The following is a 17421-nucleotide window of genomic DNA, read 5'->3' on the forward strand; positions in this document are numbered from 1 at the left end:
TCCTACAAGGGCTTCGCGTGTGCTCAATGGGAAAACAGCGAATTCCCGACCTTGCCCGCCATCTTCTCCGGCTTGATCAGGAACCGCGCCAACGCTGGCAACAGCCACAGGGCGCCGAACATGTTCCACAGCAGCATAAAGGTCAGCATCAGGCCCATGTCGGCCTGGAATTTAATGGCCGAGAAGATCCAGGTGCACACGCCAATCGCCAGGCACAGGCCGGTGAACAACACCGCTTTGCCCGTGGATTTCAGCGTCTGGTAATAGGCTTCCTGCAACGGCAGCCCCGCGCGCAGGAAACTCTCCAGTCGGCTGTAGATGTAAATCCCGTAATCGACCCCGATCCCCACCCCGAGCGCCACCACCGGCAGCGTCGCGACTTTCACGCCAATCCCCATGAACGCCATCAGCGCGTTACCCAGCACGGACGTCAGCACCAGCGGCAACACGATGCACAGCGTCGCCGCCCAGGAGCGGAAGGTGATCATGCACATCACGGCTACGCACACGTACACCAGAATCAGAATGGTCAGCTCGGCCTGCTTGATCACTTCGTTGGTGGCCGCCTCGATCCCGGCGTTACCCGCTGCCAGCAAAAACTCCAGGCCGTCCTTGTTGTTCTGCTGAGCGAACTCCTGCACCGCATGCACGGCCCGATCCAGGGTTTCGGCCTTGTGGTCGTTGAGGAAAATCAGCAACGGCGCCAGGGAACAGGTGTTGTTGTACAAACCGTCAGCGCGGGAAATCGAGCTATTGAGCACGTCCTTGTTGCGCGACAGCGACTCCCATTTCAGGTTGCCCTCGTTCATCCCCTTAATGACCTGCTTGGACACAGTCACCAGGGAAATCGCCGATTGCACCCCCGGCGTGTTCTCCATCTTCCACGACAGCTCGTTCATCGCCGACAGGGTCTGATACGCCGAACAGCCCTCGGGCGGCGTCTTGACCATTACCACCAGTACGTCGGAGCTGGTGGAGTAATTGTTGATGATGAAGCTGTTGTCCTGGTTGTAGCGCGAGTCTGGCCGCAGTTCCGGCGCGCCTTGATCGAGGTCGCCGATCTTCAGGTTATGGCCGTACCAGAGGCCGCCCACCAGGGCTACAAGAGCCAGCGTCACTGACACGCGGGCGACTTTCGGCGCGGCGAAGTTCGACAGCAGACGCCAGAACGGGTGCTCGCGCACGGCATCTTCTTTACTGCGCACCACGGCTTTTTTGCTGATGCCAACGTAGGAAATCGCCACCGGCAGGAGGATCAGGTTGGTGAACACGATGACCGCGACGCCGATGGACGCGCCGATGGCCAGCTCGCGGATCACGCCGATGTCGATAATCAGCAACGTAATGAAGCCGACGGCGTCCGCGAGGATCGCGATCATTCCCGGCAGGAACAACTGGCGGAAGGTACGACGTGCTGCGGTGAGCGCGCTGTCGGCGTCACTGGATTGCAGAGCGATGCCGTTGATCTTCTGCACGCCGTGGGAAATGCCAATGGCGAAGATCAGAAACGGCACCAGCATCGAGTAGGGATCAAGGCCGAAGCCCACCACATGCATCAGGCCCAGCTGCCAGATCACGGCGATCAACGTGGTGCTCAACACCGCGATGGTGCTGCGGGCGCAGCGGGTAAACCACATCAGCAGGACCAGGGTGATCAGGAATGCGATGCCGAAGAACATCACCACCATGATCAGGCCATCGATAAGATCGCCGACCTTCTTGGCGAAACCGACGATGTGAATCTCGACGTTGGGGTTCTGCGCCTCGTACTTGTCGCGAATCTTCTCTTCAAGCTGGTGGGAGAACTGACGGTAATCCAGCGGCAGCAGTTTGCTCTGGTCGCTGGGGTCCGGGTAGAACTCCTGCAGCGGCACATCGACGATGCTCGACTTGAAGTTGTTGGACACCAGACGCCCGACCTGGCCGGACTTGAGGACGTTATTGCGCAGCTTGTCGAGGCTCTGCTGCGAGCCGTCGTAGCTCTGCGGAATCACTTCCCCGCCGGCAAAGCCCTCCTCCGTCACCTCGGTCCAGCGGACGCTGGGGCTCCACAACGACTTGAGCCCGGAGCGGTCGACGCCGGAAATGTAGAACACCTCATCGTTGATCTGCCGCAGGGTCTCCATGTACTCCTTGGAGAAGATATCGCCCTGCTTGGCCTCCACCGAGATACGCACGGTGTTGCCCAGGTTCGCCAGGTCATTGCGGTGCTCCATCATGTTCTGAACGAACGGATGCCCCAGAGGGATCATCTTTTCGAAGCTGGTGGACGGGCGCACCAGGGTCGCTTGCCAGAACAGGAAGACGCTGACCAGCAGGCAGATGCCGATCACCGTCTTGCGGTTGTTGAAAATCAACTGCTCCAGACGCGTCGGCTTGTCGTGATGGTGTTGAAGGTTGGTCATGGAAACGTGTCCTCGCCTGCTTGTTCTTATTGTTGAGCGCTGTCAGCGCCCGTCGGCGAGGTGACGCGAACGCCGCCTTGTCCCACCAGAACCAGATTGCCTTTGTCGTCTTCAGCCACCCCGGACAACGAAAGCCGGTCGGGGCGATTGGCGACCGTGAAGCTTTGGCCGTCGTCGGTACTGCGCATGACGCTGCCGCCGTTGCCGACCAGCACGATGGCGTTGTCCGGCATCAGCGAGGCATTGGCGATGCTGAATTCCAGGGGGCCGCGCTCGCCCTGAAGCGGAACGGGCTCCCAGGTGGCACCGAAATCGGTTGAACGAAACAAGTTGCCGCGCAGGCCGTAAACCAGCAGCGTGTTGGATTCCGCAGTGCCGAGTGCACCGAACAGCGAGCCCTGGTAAGGGCCTTCGAGTTTCTCCCAGGTCTGGCCATCGTCCGGGGAGCGGAACATGCTGCCCTGCTCGCCGACCACAAGAAGGCCCGCGTCCTTCACGTACGCAATGCCGTTCAAGTGGAACTGGTCTTCGTTGTCCAGACGGTCGCCGATGTCTTCCCAGTGCTGGCCGCCGTCGGTGGTTTCCAGCACCGCGCCATAGGCACCCACGGCGATCCCGGTGGAGAGGTCCTTGAACCAGACATCCAGCAGCGGTGCTTCGCGTTTGAGGTCTTCGAACTGCTTGGTCCAGGTGGCGCCGGCATCGCTGCTGGCGAGGATCTGCGCGTCGTGGCCCACGGCCCAGCCGTGCTGGTCATCGACGAAGTACACCGCCGTGAGCATCTGGCGCGTCGGCACTTTGGCCTGGGTCCAGGTTTTGCCCTGGTCGTCGGAATAGAGAATGTGGCCGCGATCTCCCACCGCGACCATGCGCTTGCCGGCATGGGTCACGTCCAGCAGCAGGCTGCGGGACGCTTTTGCGGATTCGAGGGCATAGACGGCGGAATCACCAGCGTTGGCAGGAGCGTCAGCGGGCGTGCTGTCAGCGGCGAGGGTTGCGCCGCAAAAGATCGGGGAGATAAGCAGCGACAGCGCAGCGTGGAGAGGCAGGCTCTTGAAAAGCGTCCGGGCACTGAAATGGCCCCGAATGACCGCAAACCGAGTGCGCCGAATGACGGGCTCACGCATGGAGCTAACCCCTTCCTTTATTTTTATTAGTTTCTTCAGAGAGCCGTTTCAACCGCGCAGACGCTCTAGCCTGCACACGAAGTGGCCTCACCGAAGCGACCCCATCCTAGTCAGCTTTGGAAACGTATGACAATCGACATGACGTTATCTTTTGTTAAGCAAGGGGGCGCTGATTGGCGCGTTATCACTGGGAGTGATTGAGCGGACCCAGCGTGTCTAGCGCATCTGGGCCGTGGAGCATCAAATCAGACCCAAACCGTGCCGGGCAGCGCGCCCGCAGCACGGTTTGGGGCAGGGCTTAGAAGGCGTAAGTGAGCGCCAGGGTGGACATCGTCGTCCTGGCCGACTGGCTGCTGGCGTTGCCCTCCACACGGAAGCGATCACCGCTCTGGGTATCGTTGATCAGGGTGCTGCCTTTAGTCTCCGCGTACACCTGATGATCCACCCCGGCTTTCAGTGAAAGCTGCGGGTTGACGTGATAAGTCAGCGCTACAGCCAGGCTGTGCATACGCCCGCTGTTGCCGTTCTCGCCCTTGTAGTTCACACCCGTCAGGTGATGGCGATCCTGATCCCGCCCCTTGACCCACTGGCTGTATTTGAATCGGCTTTCCAGGGTCCAGTTGCGTAAATGATAGATGCCAACCAGTCCGAGATAGGGCGTGTCGTAGGTCTGCTGATAGGAAATGGCCTTCTCACCCGCCGGGAATTCCCCTGACTCATCGCGGAACCCTTCGCCCGACGAATAGGTATAGCGTCCGCCTCTCGCGTGCCAGCCAAACTGGTTACGCTGATAGCCAAGCATTACGCCCAAGGCCAAGTCATCGCGCTTGAGCGCCCAGGCGGTGGCGGCAAATTCAGCTTGCCAGGCTGTTGCCACTCGTGTGTCCGGATGGTCCGAATAGTCACTCCAGTCGGCCTGCTCACCGTCCACCCAATCGTAATCCTTCATGTGGCCATCGCCCTTTGCCACTCGCGTCCAGCCGTTCAGATCAAGGGAAAGCCAATTCGCCGGCTGGTAGTTCAAACCCAGGTGCAGCGTCGGCACCTGCTTCATGCTCCAGTTCAGCTGGCTGATCTTCTTTCCACTGTACGGGTCATAAACCCTTTCCCGCGCCTGCCCGTTGAGCAAGCCGACACCCACGGTTGCCTCAACCGCCCCCAGCTGAAACTGCTCCTCGCGGGTCGTCTGCGCCTCGGCAAACGCCTCGGTGCCCAATGCAGCCAGCCCGAGCCACAACAGCGTTTTCCTACCCTTCATCACCCACTCCGCACTCTTCTTATTAAGAATTTTGTCCAGCGCCGCACGCATCTGAACAAGGAGCGAAAGGATGAAGCGCCGCGAAGGAAATCTCTGCCGGGCGGTTCCGAAGGATTTGCGTGAAAGCTAAACGTTGGGGTTGGGAAATTGCCTACACGCGAGCTGGGATGCCGTCGCTCCAGGTTTGTTTCGGACGTTGGCTATTAAGACCTGCCATTCATCCAGGCTTTTAGAGGCTCAGGTCTTTCACGATGGCTTCATCGACGATTTTCGAGATGCCATCCAGAGCAGTGCGTAAAAGCTCCGGCTCCGTGCGGTAACGTTTGGGCTGATAGCCGAACGTGTTGCCGCCATTGAATGCTGAGATGTATTCAGTTCGCTGCCAGATCAATTGGTTGCCACGCTTCATGCTGCCGGTGACAGTGATCGTCGGATAAACGACGCTGCTAAACCCCTGGGTTAACGCAAAGCCCCAGTTGTTGACGGTCAGAAGAACCTCCGCGTCCGCCGGGTCATGCTCGCCAACCACCTTGAAACGGCCGGTCCCGGACAACTGCTCCTCGAATCGCTGTTTCACCATGCTGCCAAGGTCGATGTTGGCAGTGTTGAGGTTGTAGATGATCGCCTCAACCGTGGACATCGATGCCAGATCGCCGGCTTTATAGCCCGCCGCAAAACCGGCGCCGCTCATCGCGGCCGTTGCCAGGTGAGAGGCATTCGTCGCTGCTCCCACCGCCACGCCCGCCCCTGCGCCCAGCGCCGCACCCCACGCCTGCTCTCGGCCCATGTAGGTGATGTCTTTGGTGGACCAGACAACTGGGAGGATTTTGACGGTGTGGATCTGGGAGCGGTATTCAGGTTTGAATTTCTGATTGGTGCAGCCGGTGATGATGAGTGTGAAGAGAGCCAGGGTTACTAGTTTGTGGAGCAGACGCATTTGTTGACATCCTGTTGTTTAGTTGACATCTCATCTGAGATCGCGGCGAGGGGTTTGGTTTTTGAGCTCGCTGCCCTAAGGGTTTGATTGCCCACGTAACAAATCGGCCGGCCTTCCTAATCCTAAAGGCTGAGGGCTTGGTAATTTATCTACCTTGTCGCTGCCCGCTTAGAGAGTTCACGCGAGCTGATATCGACTCTGTTACTTCGCGTGCAGCAGCGACATGCCTGTCTGTTAGACCGACACGTGTATTCTTTGTACAGTTATAGAAAATGAATGTGTCTCACAGACTTATGACAAGCCTATCGCAGGGCGCAACTATTTTTCGCAGTGTAGATATAAGGGGTCCATCACCATTTATCGCAGTCGGTGGGAATCGCCGCAGCGCCATCGCCTGAATGACCGCTAGCACCCGGACGGGGAGATTAAGGAGTCCGTCCCATTTTTTATTATATTTCCCTCACTTAAACTTAATAACAAAGGTATCCGTCCCCTTTTATCCCGCCCCCTTTCATCTGCCCCTTTTTTCTATCGATCAACCTAGCTGAAATTCAAAATATGCGAAAATGTGGCTAACCGTTAATTCACACCGCTGTAGGGATCTGAAACTGAATCACCAAACTCGGAAATAGCGAGTGAAACCTCATTAAAAGCTTTCGGCGACACATCTGTTTCCTTTAAAGACCTCAGAAACATGCTACATCGTTCAAGCCCCAACCTAACCATAATACCAATGAAGTTTTCAACCAACTCTAAATCATCACCATCCCATGCGGATATTAAATGGTCTTCAATCCGTGCTTTGAGACAAGGGCTTAAGACGCTATAGGTATGCCACTGCCTTTCAGCAAGCTCCATCAATGGCTTAATAAACCAAACACTATCAAATCTTTGGCCTTCTAGAAAATTTAACAACCCTTGAAACTCAGCCTCAACTTCATCGACCGTCATTGAGTCTGGCAATGTAGAATAATAAGCACAGGTATTCATATTTAAGAACCTACCGGAATGTGTGTCACATCAGGAGGCTTCCTATACGGACCTCCCTCTTTGAATTAAGGGGTCCGTCCCCTTTTATCCCTTGGGAAATTTGGCCTGTCCAAGTCTTTAAAGCAGCATCTTCTTTTGACATTCCACTCGCGATATTTCGAGATATTGAGCAGTATTAATAAAAAATGGGGTCCACCCCCTTTGATTCTCCTTTTTAGCAAACTAACCTTTAACCAGAACAAACTCAAGAAAAAGACTCTGACTTGGCAAACCACTCAATATTCGCTTGCTAGCCGCTAGTGATTCAGCAAGAAAGCACTCGTCACTGAGCGATGCCGAAAAATCTACAATACAATCCATATCTGGGATCCGCTGATCACCCCTGATTTCAAAACCCTCCATACCCAAAACCGCAATATCATTTTTTTCACAATATTCAACAAGCCCAATTCCATCTGCGATATCGAACAAAGGGACCCCTTCCCATATCAATGTAGGAATCACAGGCAAATCCTTGATAGAAACTTCTTTCATAATCAATCCCATGGGGCGACCCACTTAGGGTCATTCTTATTGGAGACTTGAACAATAGCGCCTGTACGGTCGTTCCTCACTACGTAGGAGCCATCTTTAGCAATATACCCGGTAGCCGGATCATTTAGACGGCTTCCTGACACGGTATCAAACCGAGTATCTTTCGTCACAACCGTTTTTATCGGTTTATCTATAGCATCCTGTATAGAGCTTTCTGTCCAGCCTCTCTTACCCATCTGATCGACAATTTTGGGCTCAATCGTTATAGATAGTCCTTTTGACTCCAGACCGCCGGCAACGTCACCAACGCCATCTACAGCTTGCCCGCCAACAGTGGTAGTTGGTGAAGGATAATTCCCAGTTAGCTGTCCACTATAAGGACCTTCGGAGGTGGTCCACTCAGGCGTACCGGTCGAACCCTTTGTGCTCGTACCAGCCTGCGCTAAATCTGCGGCTCCGTTTGATCCTGCTTTCGCCTCGGCCGCCGCTAGGGTTGCCGCACGTTTCTCCGCGAGGAGGGCCAGCATGCCTTTCGCACCGACGCCGCCCAGCATACCCAGCACAAGATCGCCATCAATCAGAGGGACTATGCCCCCTCCCAACAGGGTACTCAGTTGCTGGTATTGCTCCTGCGCCCCAATGTTCACGCCGCTCAACGAGCCGATTTCATTCTGATACTGGAGCGCGGTGCCAGGCCCAAATTGTTTCACCCAGTCGGTGGGTATCGCCGCAGCTCCGTCGCCTGAATAACCGCTAGTACTCGGACTGAACAGTGCCGAATCTGCATATTGCTTTGAGGTCGACGAGAACGCGTAGACCTTGTCCCCGTCGGCGATAATCGGCGTTCCATCGGCCCATGTAAGCGCTATTTTTTCACTTTGAAGACGGGATATCGACGCGCCGACAGTCTTCAAATCGTCCAGCAGATTGAGCTTCTCTGGATTAGTGTTGCTAGCTGTGCCGAGAATGGCTTTCAAACGCGCGGCGTCAGACGCATCGACTTCCGCACTCGCGTAGAAGTTAAGCAAGGTTTGCCAGGACATCCCTGAATTGCTTTTGCCCTGCTGATCTAGTTTCTGAGCTTCTGCGACCAGCGCCTTTTGCTCAAACGTGTGCAGTTGACGGTTATAGGTCGTTGCGTACTGTGCAATCTCAGCGCCTTTGGCGACGTCGCCACCCACTGCCGCTGCAGCCACGAGCCCTGTCAGCTTCGAGGCCATCACTTCGAGTTGTTTGTCACCTCCCACCATGCTGCTCAGTACATTGATCAGTGCCTCGTTCGCACCAGCAGCAGCGGCTCCCGTTTTGAAATCCCCGCCGGTGGCTTCGGCGAGCAACCCGCCCACCAGCGCGTGCGCCATCACTTTTTGAGGGCTGCCTTCGGCGTACTTGCCCAACGCCCAGTCGCCGACCATCTTGAAGCCGATGGCCATACCAATATTGCTAGCCTGACCTACCAGCGCATTACCGAGATTGTCTGAGTAGCTGCCCCCATTGATCACGGTATTAACGAACGCATCAGACGCTGACTTCATCAAGACGATTTGAGCGCTGCTGAGGTTGAAGCCCAGCGAAGCAGGGTCATAGCCAGGCATGACACCGGCCATCGCCGCAGAGGTGAGATATCCCTTTATTGACTGGGAGGACGTAATGTCTTTTACCGTCGCCCCGAGGTTGCCTTTGTTATTGATGACGCTGACGGCGGCGGTGCTAGCCATCGACGTCAAGGCCGCAGTGGCTACCATATTCCCAAGGCCTGCAGTCGTTGCGCTCACACCTGCCGTTGCGGTAGTGGCTGCGGCCATGGTCGTACCGGCCTGAGCGCCCGCCATTGCGCCTACTGCGCCGCTTGCAACTCCAGCGGTCAGGGCAGTCACAATAATGATGATTGCCAGCATCGCGCCCTGGCCCAGACTCGAGCTGCTGTACTTATAGGCGTCGTGGGTTTCCTTGATCAGCTTCCAGTCAACATCCCCCCGCTTCTCCGCATCCTTCAACCAGGCCAGTTCTGGATCAGCCTTGACCATTGCATCAATTGCCTGGCTTACCGTCTGCTGATTAACCTGCTTGACCTCAATATGCAGGCCGTCCACTGCGTTGATTGCCACAGCGCCTTTGGCGATCAGCTCACTCTGGCGCAGCGTCTCATCGGTCTTGCCCTTACCGGACATGGAGTTCCACGCGAGGCTGGTGTTGCTCTTCTCATGATTCTCCTGATGCAGATCTTTTACACCCTCGAAGTTGATCGCCCCGCCGCTGTTAATCGTCAGGTCTTTACCGCTATTGAGCTTCGCGACCTGATACTGCTGATCACCGCCGCTGACGAGCACCAGGTTGCCGCCAGAGCTGATTTCACTACTGACGTTGGTGACTTGCGTCACTTCGTCGTGCTTGGTTTTCTTGGCGCCGAAGGAGCCTTTTTTCTTCATGTCGTACAGCGAGTAGTCGTTGTCCTGTGCCGCGAAAACACCGAGTTTGTCTCCGGCGGCGAGGTACGCCTCATCACCCGCAGTGATCCGACTGGAAATCAGTGTCAGATCCTGCCCGGCACTCACGGCAACACTGCCACCCGCCGTGATCTCGGTCTGAACCTGGCTGACGTGGTCTTCCTGCTTTTTGACCTTTTTGCTCTTGCTGTAGGAGTGCTCTTCATCCGCCGCCGAGCTGATCGTCACGTCTTCGGTCGCAGCCATGGCGATGTCGCGCTTGGCGTCGATCTGGCTGGCGATGGCGTTGATATCGCGTCCGGCTTGTACCGAGAGGTCGCGGCCTGCGCTGACGGTCGAGCCGATCTGGGTGATGTCGCTGCTGGTGTGTTTGCTGTTCAGCACGAGGCTGTCAGTCAATTGGGTTGCGGCGGTGTTGACGTCTCGGCCGGCGTTCAGCGCCATGTCGCGGCCGGCTTGCAAGGTGCTGCCGATGTTGTTGATGTCTCGCCCGGCAGAGACGCTCAGGTCATTGGCCGCTTCGATGCGCGCTGCGTTGTCGGCGTACTCCTTGTGCAGTTGGCCTCGCACGTCGCTGTCCAGCGAAGTGACGCTGCGCTCGTTGGTGACATCGCCGCCGATGGCGGTCACGGTGACGTCGCGACCGCTCTCGGCTCTTTACCTACGTACGCTGCCAGTCCGGGTGGTAAGGATCAGCCCTCATTCCGTCCGTGATAGTGGTAAGGCTAGCCAGCTTGGGATCTGCCGCTGTCGCTTTTGCACTTTTCTCGCTTATATAAACCGAAGTTTCCAATAGTCATTGCCCGCCACTATCCAGTACCGCTCGCGAGCAGGGATCAAAAAGCTAAAATCAAAGCATTCAGCAGTCCAGTCAGAATAAGCTAGACTTTCATGACCACGCACGTCATCCATGTGCATAAAAATTTTTCTATCAAAATTTATGTAGAACCTAGGAAGCTTGGAATTAATAATATTGGCCTTTTCAAATAGGGCTGAGGACAAACCATCACCGGTTAAAAAATAATTTTCAACCTTTTCAAAGACTTCATAATCAGCCGCAATAAAATTTTTCAAATCGCCTGAAGACAAAATCTTTTCACTTGAATCATTTAGATACTGCGGAAAATTTTCCGACGTCATTTTCAAAATGCCGCCCCTGAAAATTTTACATGATTGTTCGTATTGCTCTTGTGTTATATCACCATCTTCAAGATAGGCACGATAGTCTTTTTCTGCGTCAAGAGAGAAATTATACTTTTCATCTATAATCCAATAACATTTTCCAAAGTGTACAAAAAAGCAGACACTTTTTTCTCCATTCCAAAGATCGTTAAAGACTGCCTGGTTCAACTTCATTTTTTGAACTCCTTGAAAAATTCAGCTTGTGTATACACACGGGCGTTACTCGAGTACTTTTCGAGTAGTGACTCCCAAACCTTGGGTAACTCATAAACAAAGGGGTTCGTCCCCTTTTATCGCGTGTTGTGTATTGAGATTTTGCCCCTGTTAAGGAGCGAAAAATCATGCTGAAAAAGGGCGTATTGAGCAGGTAGACCGTAGGTCGTAAGGATGGGTGCAAAAGGGGTGCAACCTGAGTGCAGAAAGGATGCAACCTGGTAGCAAAAGGGAAGCAAATAGATAGCAAAAGGGCTGCAAATCGGATGCAAAAACACTGACGTTAAGCCGGTGTTAAATAAAAAATAGAATTTCTACAGATCAGCGACGCCAGAACGGTAACTCGTCAGAAGCAAGAGAGCTATACAAGTCTTCGGAACGATTTACATCAAAAATATAGTCAGGCGCGTCGGTAAAGCCGATTCTTAAAGGGACGTACTCATTAAACTCTTTATAAAAAACATCTGAACATTCGACAGCATCAAAAATAATTTTGAAGAAGCGAGCAAAGATATCAGCCAGAGTATTACCACTCAAAAGCAAACGAGTATTTTCCTCGTCCACCCCGAAAGCGCTTATATCAAAGCTATCCGCAGGAATGCTATTAAACTCAGCCCTTACACTCTCTAAATCTATCTTTAACTCAGCCAGTTCGTTTTTGCTTAAAGAGCGGCAATAAAGCTTCTCTGTAACCAAGGGATACCTGCTTCCTCTTTTGCCGCCCTCAAGAAAAAACACAACTGACTTAAAAAAACAGTCAACGTCAGAGGCTGGACCTAAGACAGATATTGTCATTGCGGCAAGAACACCTACATTTTTCATTCTGCTTTAAACCTGATGGATGAGGGAGATATTGCCCCATTTGACTTATCAACTATTCCACGAACGATTTGCGCACGCTGCACAGGCGTAACAGCTTGCCCTCGAATATCAATAACGACTTGCTGCTGCCTTCCTTGCGGTAAATTTTCAGCTCGCTGGAGGGCTTGCTTGGAAACATTACTAATCAATCCGCTTTGATTTTTTGCGATGTTGTAGTTTTTCACTTCAACACTGCATACGTTACCTACACACCAGTCTGGACGAACACTACCCGAAGTGCCGTAAGGAACTTCTTGTCCATTTTTATAACTGACTTGTGGGCGAGCTCCAGCACCAAGATCAGCGCCGACATCAATTTCAGATTTTTGGGGTGTGGGACGAACAGGTGTCCCAGTAGAGGCAAGATCATCTACCTTTCCAGCAGCGCCACCTGTCGCTTTTGCACCATTAAATTATCTGAAAAAATGTAACCACCGGACCATAGTCCTGATCCGAGTTAGAAACCAGCACACTAAATTCCTTATCAGCAAATTTCTCTCTTAAAACCAACCGCCACGATAATGCAATAACCTCTGCCAACTGTTCGAACACCCTATCATCGACGTCCTCAGAACATCCTTCGAAGACATCATAAATATGCATGTGGTTAATCATTCGTTCAGTCGCTTGCAGATCGCCGTCGAATTGTTCTAGCCAAGATTCAACAACACCGCCATCATATTTACTTTCTAAAAAAACTCCACCTCCATCAACAATAAAATCAGGAAAAAAAAGCTTGCACGATAGCAATACATCCTCAGGGCTGCACTTATTACTTATATAGGAAAGTTCATCAATCTCGTCTTTTTTCGCCCACTCTGACTTCCAAGAGTCATAACGAACCAAGCCGATCATGGGATGAATTGTGCTAACTTTCATTATGGAATCTCGTCAGATTTAGCGGGCCTTGGTGCTAATTTTGTCGAGGGCGATTGAACTCTAATCGTCCCGTCCGGCAATTTATTTCTACCGTACTCAATTACATGCGGTGTTTGCACATTCGCATGCGCGGCTCCAGTAACGTCAACTCTCTTAACAATCATTCCCGCCGAATCATACACAGCATAGCTGGTAATGTTCCCTTGGTTATCCGCTCTATACACCGTTCCATTGACTGGCCCACCATCAAGTTTGAAACGTCCGCTTATCTGGGCTGCGTTTTGCAGCGGGCCGCCTGCAAGGTCGCTTGCATTGCGAGGCGCTGAAGGGGAATTTATTCCTTTTGCACCAACAGTATCACCCGACGCGATTTTCGTTGTCTACACGCGCAACGCCAGACGTGGCGCGGCCTGCACGCCGGTCGGATCAGGTGGCGCGCTGTCACCCCACAAAACCACCCCGACGCGGGTTTTGAATCCCTTTCAACACACTCAATACGCTATTTTAAATTTCTGTCACACGAGCCATTTCCCATGCCCGAGCTACTTATGCCATACGATCCAGCGCACGCCATGACCGACCCGCAAGCGGTGGCCATCTTTCTCACGGATGCGCTTCAGACGGGTGATGCAGGTTACGTCGGCAAGGTATTAGGCATGGCGGCACGCGCCAAGGGCATCGGTGTAATCGCCGAAGCAACAGGGCTTACACACGATCAGTTGGAAGGTTTTTTCAGCGCCGGTGACACCCTGCGCTTGGACGCGCTGCTGGTGATCGTGCATGCGCTGGGCGTGAAGTTGACCGTTTGCCCTATCGATGCTGATGAGCCTGCATGCAGTAACGAAGTACCTGGCTGATGCCCTTTCGGTAGCCCCTGCCGATGCGGTGGCGTGGCCGCCGTGTCGGCGGGGGCCAACAAGCGCAGCGCGTTAGGCTTTGGACTTAAAGGGGTATCGGGGCGCAGCCCTGATCAGGGTTTTGCGGACATCGACTCCGTTGAGGCTCTGTTAACCGCTCTGGATGCCGAAGCGTTCGGTCAGTCGGCCCAAATGGATTTTTAACTGGGTATCTCCCCAGCCAGTGGCCTCGCGCACGTCCTTGCGACCGAACCGAAACTCTTTTTCTTTGAGTCCCTGCGCCTGACTTCGGGCCTCGACCCAGCCTTGCAACAGCTCCAGCAACCGCCGCGTTTGCGGCGGTAGTTCGTCCAGGGTGCGACCAAGAATGTCGTGGGCCAGCCGGTTGGCCAACACAATGTCGCCCTTCGTGACCTCGATGTAGGCCAGGGATTTGCCGCGATGCTCGACGTGTTTGATTGGGCGTTGATGCTGATGCAGCAAGGCAATGCAGCGAATCAGCGTCAGGTACTTCATGTGGTCACGCCGGGTCCGGGTTTTGTCCGAAAGAAAGGTCAGTTGGTCAGCAAACGGATTGACCACGGCCACGGTTTTGATCAGCCGCTGGGCGTTCTGGTGCAGGCGAGTAATCGCCTGTTTTTCAGCGTCGGCCAGCAGGCCGTCGAGGGTTTGTTTTTTGCGTTGGGCTGCGTGAATGGCTTCGGTTTGTTCGCGGCTTTCGTTGATGGTCAGCACCAAACAACGGTTGAGCAGTTCTTCGTCCACGTCGATGGCCGTGGTGGTGAGCATCAACATCACCGGGCCCTTGACGCTGTATTGCTTGGTCACCAGGTTGCCGGTGGCTTCGTCCTTGCCGGTGCTGGCAATGGTCAATTCGCCGTCCGATTGCGGCAATTTCAGGGCATAGGCCGCTTGGCGAACGCCCTCTTCCTCGGCGACGGCCAGAATCTGGTGTTGCAGATCCGTTTCGCCAAGATAGAAAAGGCTCTGGCCGGTCATGGCGCTGTATTGGATGCGTTCTTCTTCCGGCATCAGGTTTAGAACTGCGTCCATCAGGCTTGATTTACCGGCCGCGCTTGATGACTGAATTAACACCGCCAAGGGCTGATCAAGTTTGCGAGAAACGGCCGCCAAGTACCCGGCCAGCAGGTTGTAGGATTCACCGACGACACCACAACGGGTCAAATCTGCCTCGATGCGCTCGATCAGATTCGGCGCACGCAACAGGTTTAATGCGGCCAGCTCATCCTCGGCGCTCAGCGTCGGGGTGGGATTTTTCGGGGCCAGTGCCGCCTGGATTGTCGCTTCCTGCAAACCTTCCAGCTTGAGCAACAACTTGCCCAGGTCGCGCTTGATAATTTCTTCCGGCACGCCCAGCTCTATGCTGGCCTGTTTCAAATAGCTATACCGGGCTTTGGCCGCATACAAATCAAAACTGTCCACGTAATAGGCCGCTTCGCGGCCCATTACGTGCTCTTCGGCGACCTCGCGGCGCACCTGCACATTGACCCGCATTTGCTCCGGGCCGAGGTTCTTTTTCCAGCCACGTACCCGCCATCGACGGTCGGCAACGGCCAACAAAAGATCGCCCTGGGCGTTTTCGCTAAAAGTTTCCGATTCGGAAACCGGACCATCAAGAGGCAAAGTTTCCGAATCGGAAACACCCGGCACCGGTGGCAACTCGGCGGCTGCCTGCGGCGCAGCGGCTAAAGAAAAAGAGGTGTCTGGCTCAACCGAAACCGGTGCACCTTTGCCCTGCCACAGCGCCTGTTGCAACAACTCGCCCAACGCCTGGGCCGGATTTTCCACCTGCAAGGCAAAAGCATTGGCGTCCATGCCTTGCGGAAACAACAAACGAAAAACTTCGATGCCGGCTGAACGCAGTTCCTCGGCCAATTTTTCTGCCGCCGTGTCTCCCGCTGAATCACGGTCGAAAGCAATCACCACCCGCTGCGTGCCATGGTATTTCAGGGCCTGCCAGTGGTCTTGAGAAAAACCGTTCACGCCATAGGCGCTGATGACGTTACGAAAACCCGCACACCAAAAGGTCATGGCGTCGATCAGCGATTCACAGAGAATAATTTCCAGGCTGGCCAGCAACGCGGCCTCGTTCCAAACCCCGCGTAACGGCGTGGCCAAGTACATATGCCGGGACTGGTTGGCGGGAATTTTGTTGTTCGGCTGCATCCGCCGTCCGTAAAGCTGCATCACTCGCCCGGATTGCTCCGGCTGGGCGCCGCTTTCCAGGCCCAGCACCGGCACGACCAGACAACCGTTCAAATGCTCGTGCCCGGTAGAGCGTAAAACGCCCAAATCTTGCAGGTGCTGTCGCACCTGCCGACCCGCCTGGGTATGGCCTGCGGGCAAGCGATACGTCAGGGTTTTATTGGCATAACCGAGTTGGAAATGCTCGATCAGCTCAGGGTGGTTCAGGCCGCGAGATTCCAGATAGGCCAGTGCTTCGGGGGATTGTTTGAAATTGGCGTGATAGAACTCGGCCACCGAACGCAGCAGCGCTGCGGCTTCAAGATCAGAAGAGCCCGCAGCTAAAGAAGGGAGGTGTCGAGCATGGCTGCGTGTCACACCGACTTTTTCCGTGCTATCCAGTGGCGCGTCGTTGCGCAGCAGTTGAACCGCGTGCGGCAACGACACGCCTTGAGTTTTCATCACCCAATCGATCACCGAACCTGCGGCCCCGCAGCCAAAGCAGTGATAGAGGTTTTTCTCCTCGGAGACCGACAGGCTGGGCGTGCTTTCGTCATGAAACACGCAGCACATGACCCAGTCCTTGCCGCGCTTTTTCAGCTCATGGCCCTGCGACTGGATCAGCCGAACCAGCGACACCTCACGCTTGAGGCGCTCCAGTTCGGCTTCGGGGATGCGGGCCATCGGGTTTCTTCTAAAATGCGTCAACAATCATATTAGCTATATTTAATTAATCCTAATATGCCATCTCCCGTCAAGCGGCAAAAAAACGAGGCATAGACTCATGGTCCATTTCCCAACGCTGGTTCTGCCCATGAGCTTCCCGCAACGCTTGGCGGCCCTGCGCAAAGAGCGCGGACTGACACAGCAACAGATGGCTGACACCATTGGTGTGCATATTTCGCAGCTACGGCGCTATGAAGCAGGCACAACACAACCGACCATCGAAGTCTTTCGAAGGACCGTTCTGGCTCTGAGTGTCAGCGCCGATATGCTGCTATTTGATGAGGGAGAACGTGGGCCGGATGACCGCCTGAAACTTCAGTTTGAGGCCATTTCCAAGCTGGATGACAAAGAGCGCGAAGCCCTGGAGACAGTGATCAGTAGCGTATTGCACATGCACGACGCCAAGCGCTGGACACAAGCTGCGACTAAAAGAGACAGCTTGCCGGGCCAATAAAACGGGCCAACCTTGAAAAAAGGACCAGTTCTGTGGGGCTGCCGCTGTGTATAACAAATGCTATACAACTCACTTCAGTGCTTGCTGGGTGAAACACTCGTTTTGTATTACAAATGTATAACAGCACCCAGCAGACAGAAACCGGATAACTAATTGATACATATAGAAAATACCCACCTCGCGAGAGGTGCGTGATGTGTATTGAGATTTTGCTCCTGTTAAGGAGCGAAAATTCATGTTGAAAAAGGGCGTATTGAGCAGGTAGACCGTAGGTCGTCAGGGTGGTAGACAAAAAGGAGACAAAAGGACTGCAGAAAGGATGCAAATAGGATGCAAAAAGAGTGCA

14 protein-coding genes and 1 pseudogene are annotated in these 17421 nt (G+C 54.3%); 2 read left to right on the forward strand and 13 right to left on the reverse strand.

Going from position 1 to position 17421, the window contains the following annotated elements:
* Nucleotides 1–23: 23 nt before the first annotated feature.
* From EC919_RS19075 to EC919_RS27915, 12 genes and pseudogenes are all read right to left on the reverse strand, one after another.
* Nucleotides 24–2405, reverse strand: coding sequence for an efflux RND transporter permease subunit (locus EC919_RS19075; protein WP_133775950.1), 2382 nt, complete (start codon nucleotides 2403–2405; stop codon nucleotides 24–26).
* Nucleotides 2406–2431: 26 nt separating this feature from the next.
* Complete coding sequence (locus EC919_RS19080; protein WP_133775951.1) at nucleotides 2432–3532, reverse strand: WD40/YVTN/BNR-like repeat-containing protein; 1101 nt, start codon at nucleotides 3530–3532, stop codon at nucleotides 2432–2434.
* A 298-nt stretch (nucleotides 3533–3830) separates the two neighbouring features.
* The gene (locus EC919_RS19085) at nucleotides 3831–4790 is read right to left on the reverse strand and encodes an omptin family outer membrane protease (protein ID WP_166650586.1); all 960 of its coding nucleotides are present in this window, start codon (nucleotides 4788–4790) and stop codon (nucleotides 3831–3833) included.
* Between the two features lie 229 nt (nucleotides 4791–5019).
* The gene (locus EC919_RS19090) at nucleotides 5020–5727 is read right to left on the reverse strand and encodes a hypothetical protein (RefSeq protein WP_133775953.1); all 708 of its coding nucleotides are present in this window, start codon (nucleotides 5725–5727) and stop codon (nucleotides 5020–5022) included.
* 579 nt (nucleotides 5728–6306) lie between these two features.
* Nucleotides 6307–6717, reverse strand: coding sequence for a hypothetical protein (locus EC919_RS19095; protein WP_133775954.1), 411 nt, complete (start codon nucleotides 6715–6717; stop codon nucleotides 6307–6309).
* 222 nt (nucleotides 6718–6939) lie between these two features.
* The gene (locus EC919_RS19100; RefSeq protein WP_208294996.1) at nucleotides 6940–7251 is read right to left on the reverse strand and encodes a hypothetical protein; all 312 of its coding nucleotides are present in this window, start codon (nucleotides 7249–7251) and stop codon (nucleotides 6940–6942) included.
* 2 nt (nucleotides 7252–7253) lie between these two features.
* Nucleotides 7254–10346 (reverse strand): annotated as a pseudogene (locus EC919_RS19105) (colicin E5-related ribonuclease); the annotation flags it as partial.
* A gap of 123 nt (nucleotides 10347–10469) precedes the next feature.
* On the reverse strand, nucleotides 10470–11054 hold the full coding sequence (locus EC919_RS19110; protein ID WP_133775956.1) for a hypothetical protein: 585 nt from the start codon (nucleotides 11052–11054) through the stop codon (nucleotides 10470–10472).
* 360 nt (nucleotides 11055–11414) lie between these two features.
* Nucleotides 11415–11915, reverse strand: coding sequence for an Imm70 family immunity protein (locus tag EC919_RS19115; RefSeq protein ID WP_133775957.1), 501 nt, complete (start codon nucleotides 11913–11915; stop codon nucleotides 11415–11417).
* Nucleotides 11912–12139 carry a hypothetical protein gene (locus EC919_RS19120; RefSeq protein ID WP_133775958.1) on the reverse strand — a complete coding sequence of 76 codons (228 nt, stop codon included), beginning with the start codon at nucleotides 12137–12139 and terminating at the stop codon, nucleotides 11912–11914. Before EC919_RS19120 ends, EC919_RS19115 begins: the two co-directional genes overlap by 4 nt.
* 223 nt (nucleotides 12140–12362) lie before the next feature.
* Nucleotides 12363–12833: a hypothetical protein gene (locus EC919_RS19125; RefSeq protein WP_243842293.1), complete on the reverse strand. Its 471-nt coding sequence runs from the start codon at nucleotides 12831–12833 to the stop codon at nucleotides 12363–12365.
* Nucleotides 12833–13204, reverse strand: coding sequence for a polymorphic toxin type 24 domain-containing protein (locus EC919_RS27915; RefSeq protein ID WP_133775989.1), 372 nt, complete (start codon nucleotides 13202–13204; stop codon nucleotides 12833–12835). Before EC919_RS27915 ends, EC919_RS19125 begins: the two co-directional genes overlap by 1 nt.
* A 162-nt stretch (nucleotides 13205–13366) precedes the next feature.
* Here EC919_RS27915 and EC919_RS19135 point away from each other — a divergent pair, with 162 nt between their 5' ends.
* A complete protein-coding gene (locus tag EC919_RS19135) occupies nucleotides 13367–13690 on the forward strand; it encodes an addiction module antidote protein (RefSeq protein WP_133775959.1) in 324 nt (107 codons plus the stop codon).
* Nucleotides 13691–13840: 150 nt separating this feature from the next.
* On the opposite strand, the gene EC919_RS19140 is transcribed toward EC919_RS19135, so the two are convergent.
* A complete protein-coding gene (locus EC919_RS19140) occupies nucleotides 13841–16579 on the reverse strand; it encodes a CHC2 zinc finger domain-containing protein (RefSeq protein ID WP_133775960.1) in 2739 nt (912 codons plus the stop codon).
* A 130-nt stretch (nucleotides 16580–16709) separates the two neighbouring features.
* Here EC919_RS19140 and EC919_RS19145 point away from each other — a divergent pair, with 130 nt between their 5' ends.
* Entirely contained in the window at nucleotides 16710–17075 is a 366-nt protein-coding gene (locus EC919_RS19145) for a helix-turn-helix domain-containing protein (protein ID WP_133775961.1), read from the forward strand.
* Nucleotides 17076–17421: the final 346 nt, after the last annotated feature.

This window comes from Pseudomonas graminis (assembly GCF_004364335.1).
Classification (GTDB): Bacteria; Pseudomonadota; Gammaproteobacteria; order Pseudomonadales; family Pseudomonadaceae; genus Aquipseudomonas; species Aquipseudomonas graminis_D.

What these genes read in the sequence shown, in the direction of transcription:
- EC919_RS19110 (WP_133775956.1), bottom strand. Translation starts at nt 11,054, where the DNA reads ATGAAGTTGAACCAGGCAGTCTTTAACGATCTTTGGAATGGAGAAAAA.
- EC919_RS19115 (WP_133775957.1), bottom strand. Translation starts at nt 11,915, where the DNA reads ATGAAAAATGTAGGTGTTCTTGCCGCAATGACAATATCTGTCTTAGGT.
- EC919_RS19095 (WP_133775954.1), bottom strand. Translation starts at nt 6,717, where the DNA reads ATGAATACCTGTGCTTATTATTCTACATTGCCAGACTCAATGACGGTC.
- EC919_RS19145 (WP_133775961.1), top strand. Translation starts at nt 16,710, where the DNA reads ATGAGCTTCCCGCAACGCTTGGCGGCCCTGCGCAAAGAGCGCGGACTG.
- EC919_RS19085 (WP_166650586.1), bottom strand. Translation starts at nt 4,790, where the DNA reads ATGAAGGGTAGGAAAACGCTGTTGTGGCTCGGGCTGGCTGCATTGGGC.
- EC919_RS19100 (WP_208294996.1), bottom strand. Translation starts at nt 7,251, where the DNA reads ATGAAAGAAGTTTCTATCAAGGATTTGCCTGTGATTCCTACATTGATA.
- EC919_RS19090 (WP_133775953.1), bottom strand. Translation starts at nt 5,727, where the DNA reads ATGCGTCTGCTCCACAAACTAGTAACCCTGGCTCTCTTCACACTCATC.
- EC919_RS19135 (WP_133775959.1), top strand. Translation starts at nt 13,367, where the DNA reads ATGCCCGAGCTACTTATGCCATACGATCCAGCGCACGCCATGACCGAC.
- EC919_RS19125 (WP_243842293.1), bottom strand. Translation starts at nt 12,833, where the DNA reads ATGAAAGTTAGCACAATTCATCCCATGATCGGCTTGGTTCGTTATGAC.
- EC919_RS19140 (WP_133775960.1), bottom strand. Translation starts at nt 16,579, where the DNA reads ATGGCCCGCATCCCCGAAGCCGAACTGGAGCGCCTCAAGCGTGAGGTG.
- EC919_RS19080 (WP_133775951.1), bottom strand. Translation starts at nt 3,532, where the DNA reads ATGCGTGAGCCCGTCATTCGGCGCACTCGGTTTGCGGTCATTCGGGGC.
- EC919_RS19075 (WP_133775950.1), bottom strand. Translation starts at nt 2,405, where the DNA reads ATGACCAACCTTCAACACCATCACGACAAGCCGACGCGTCTGGAGCAG.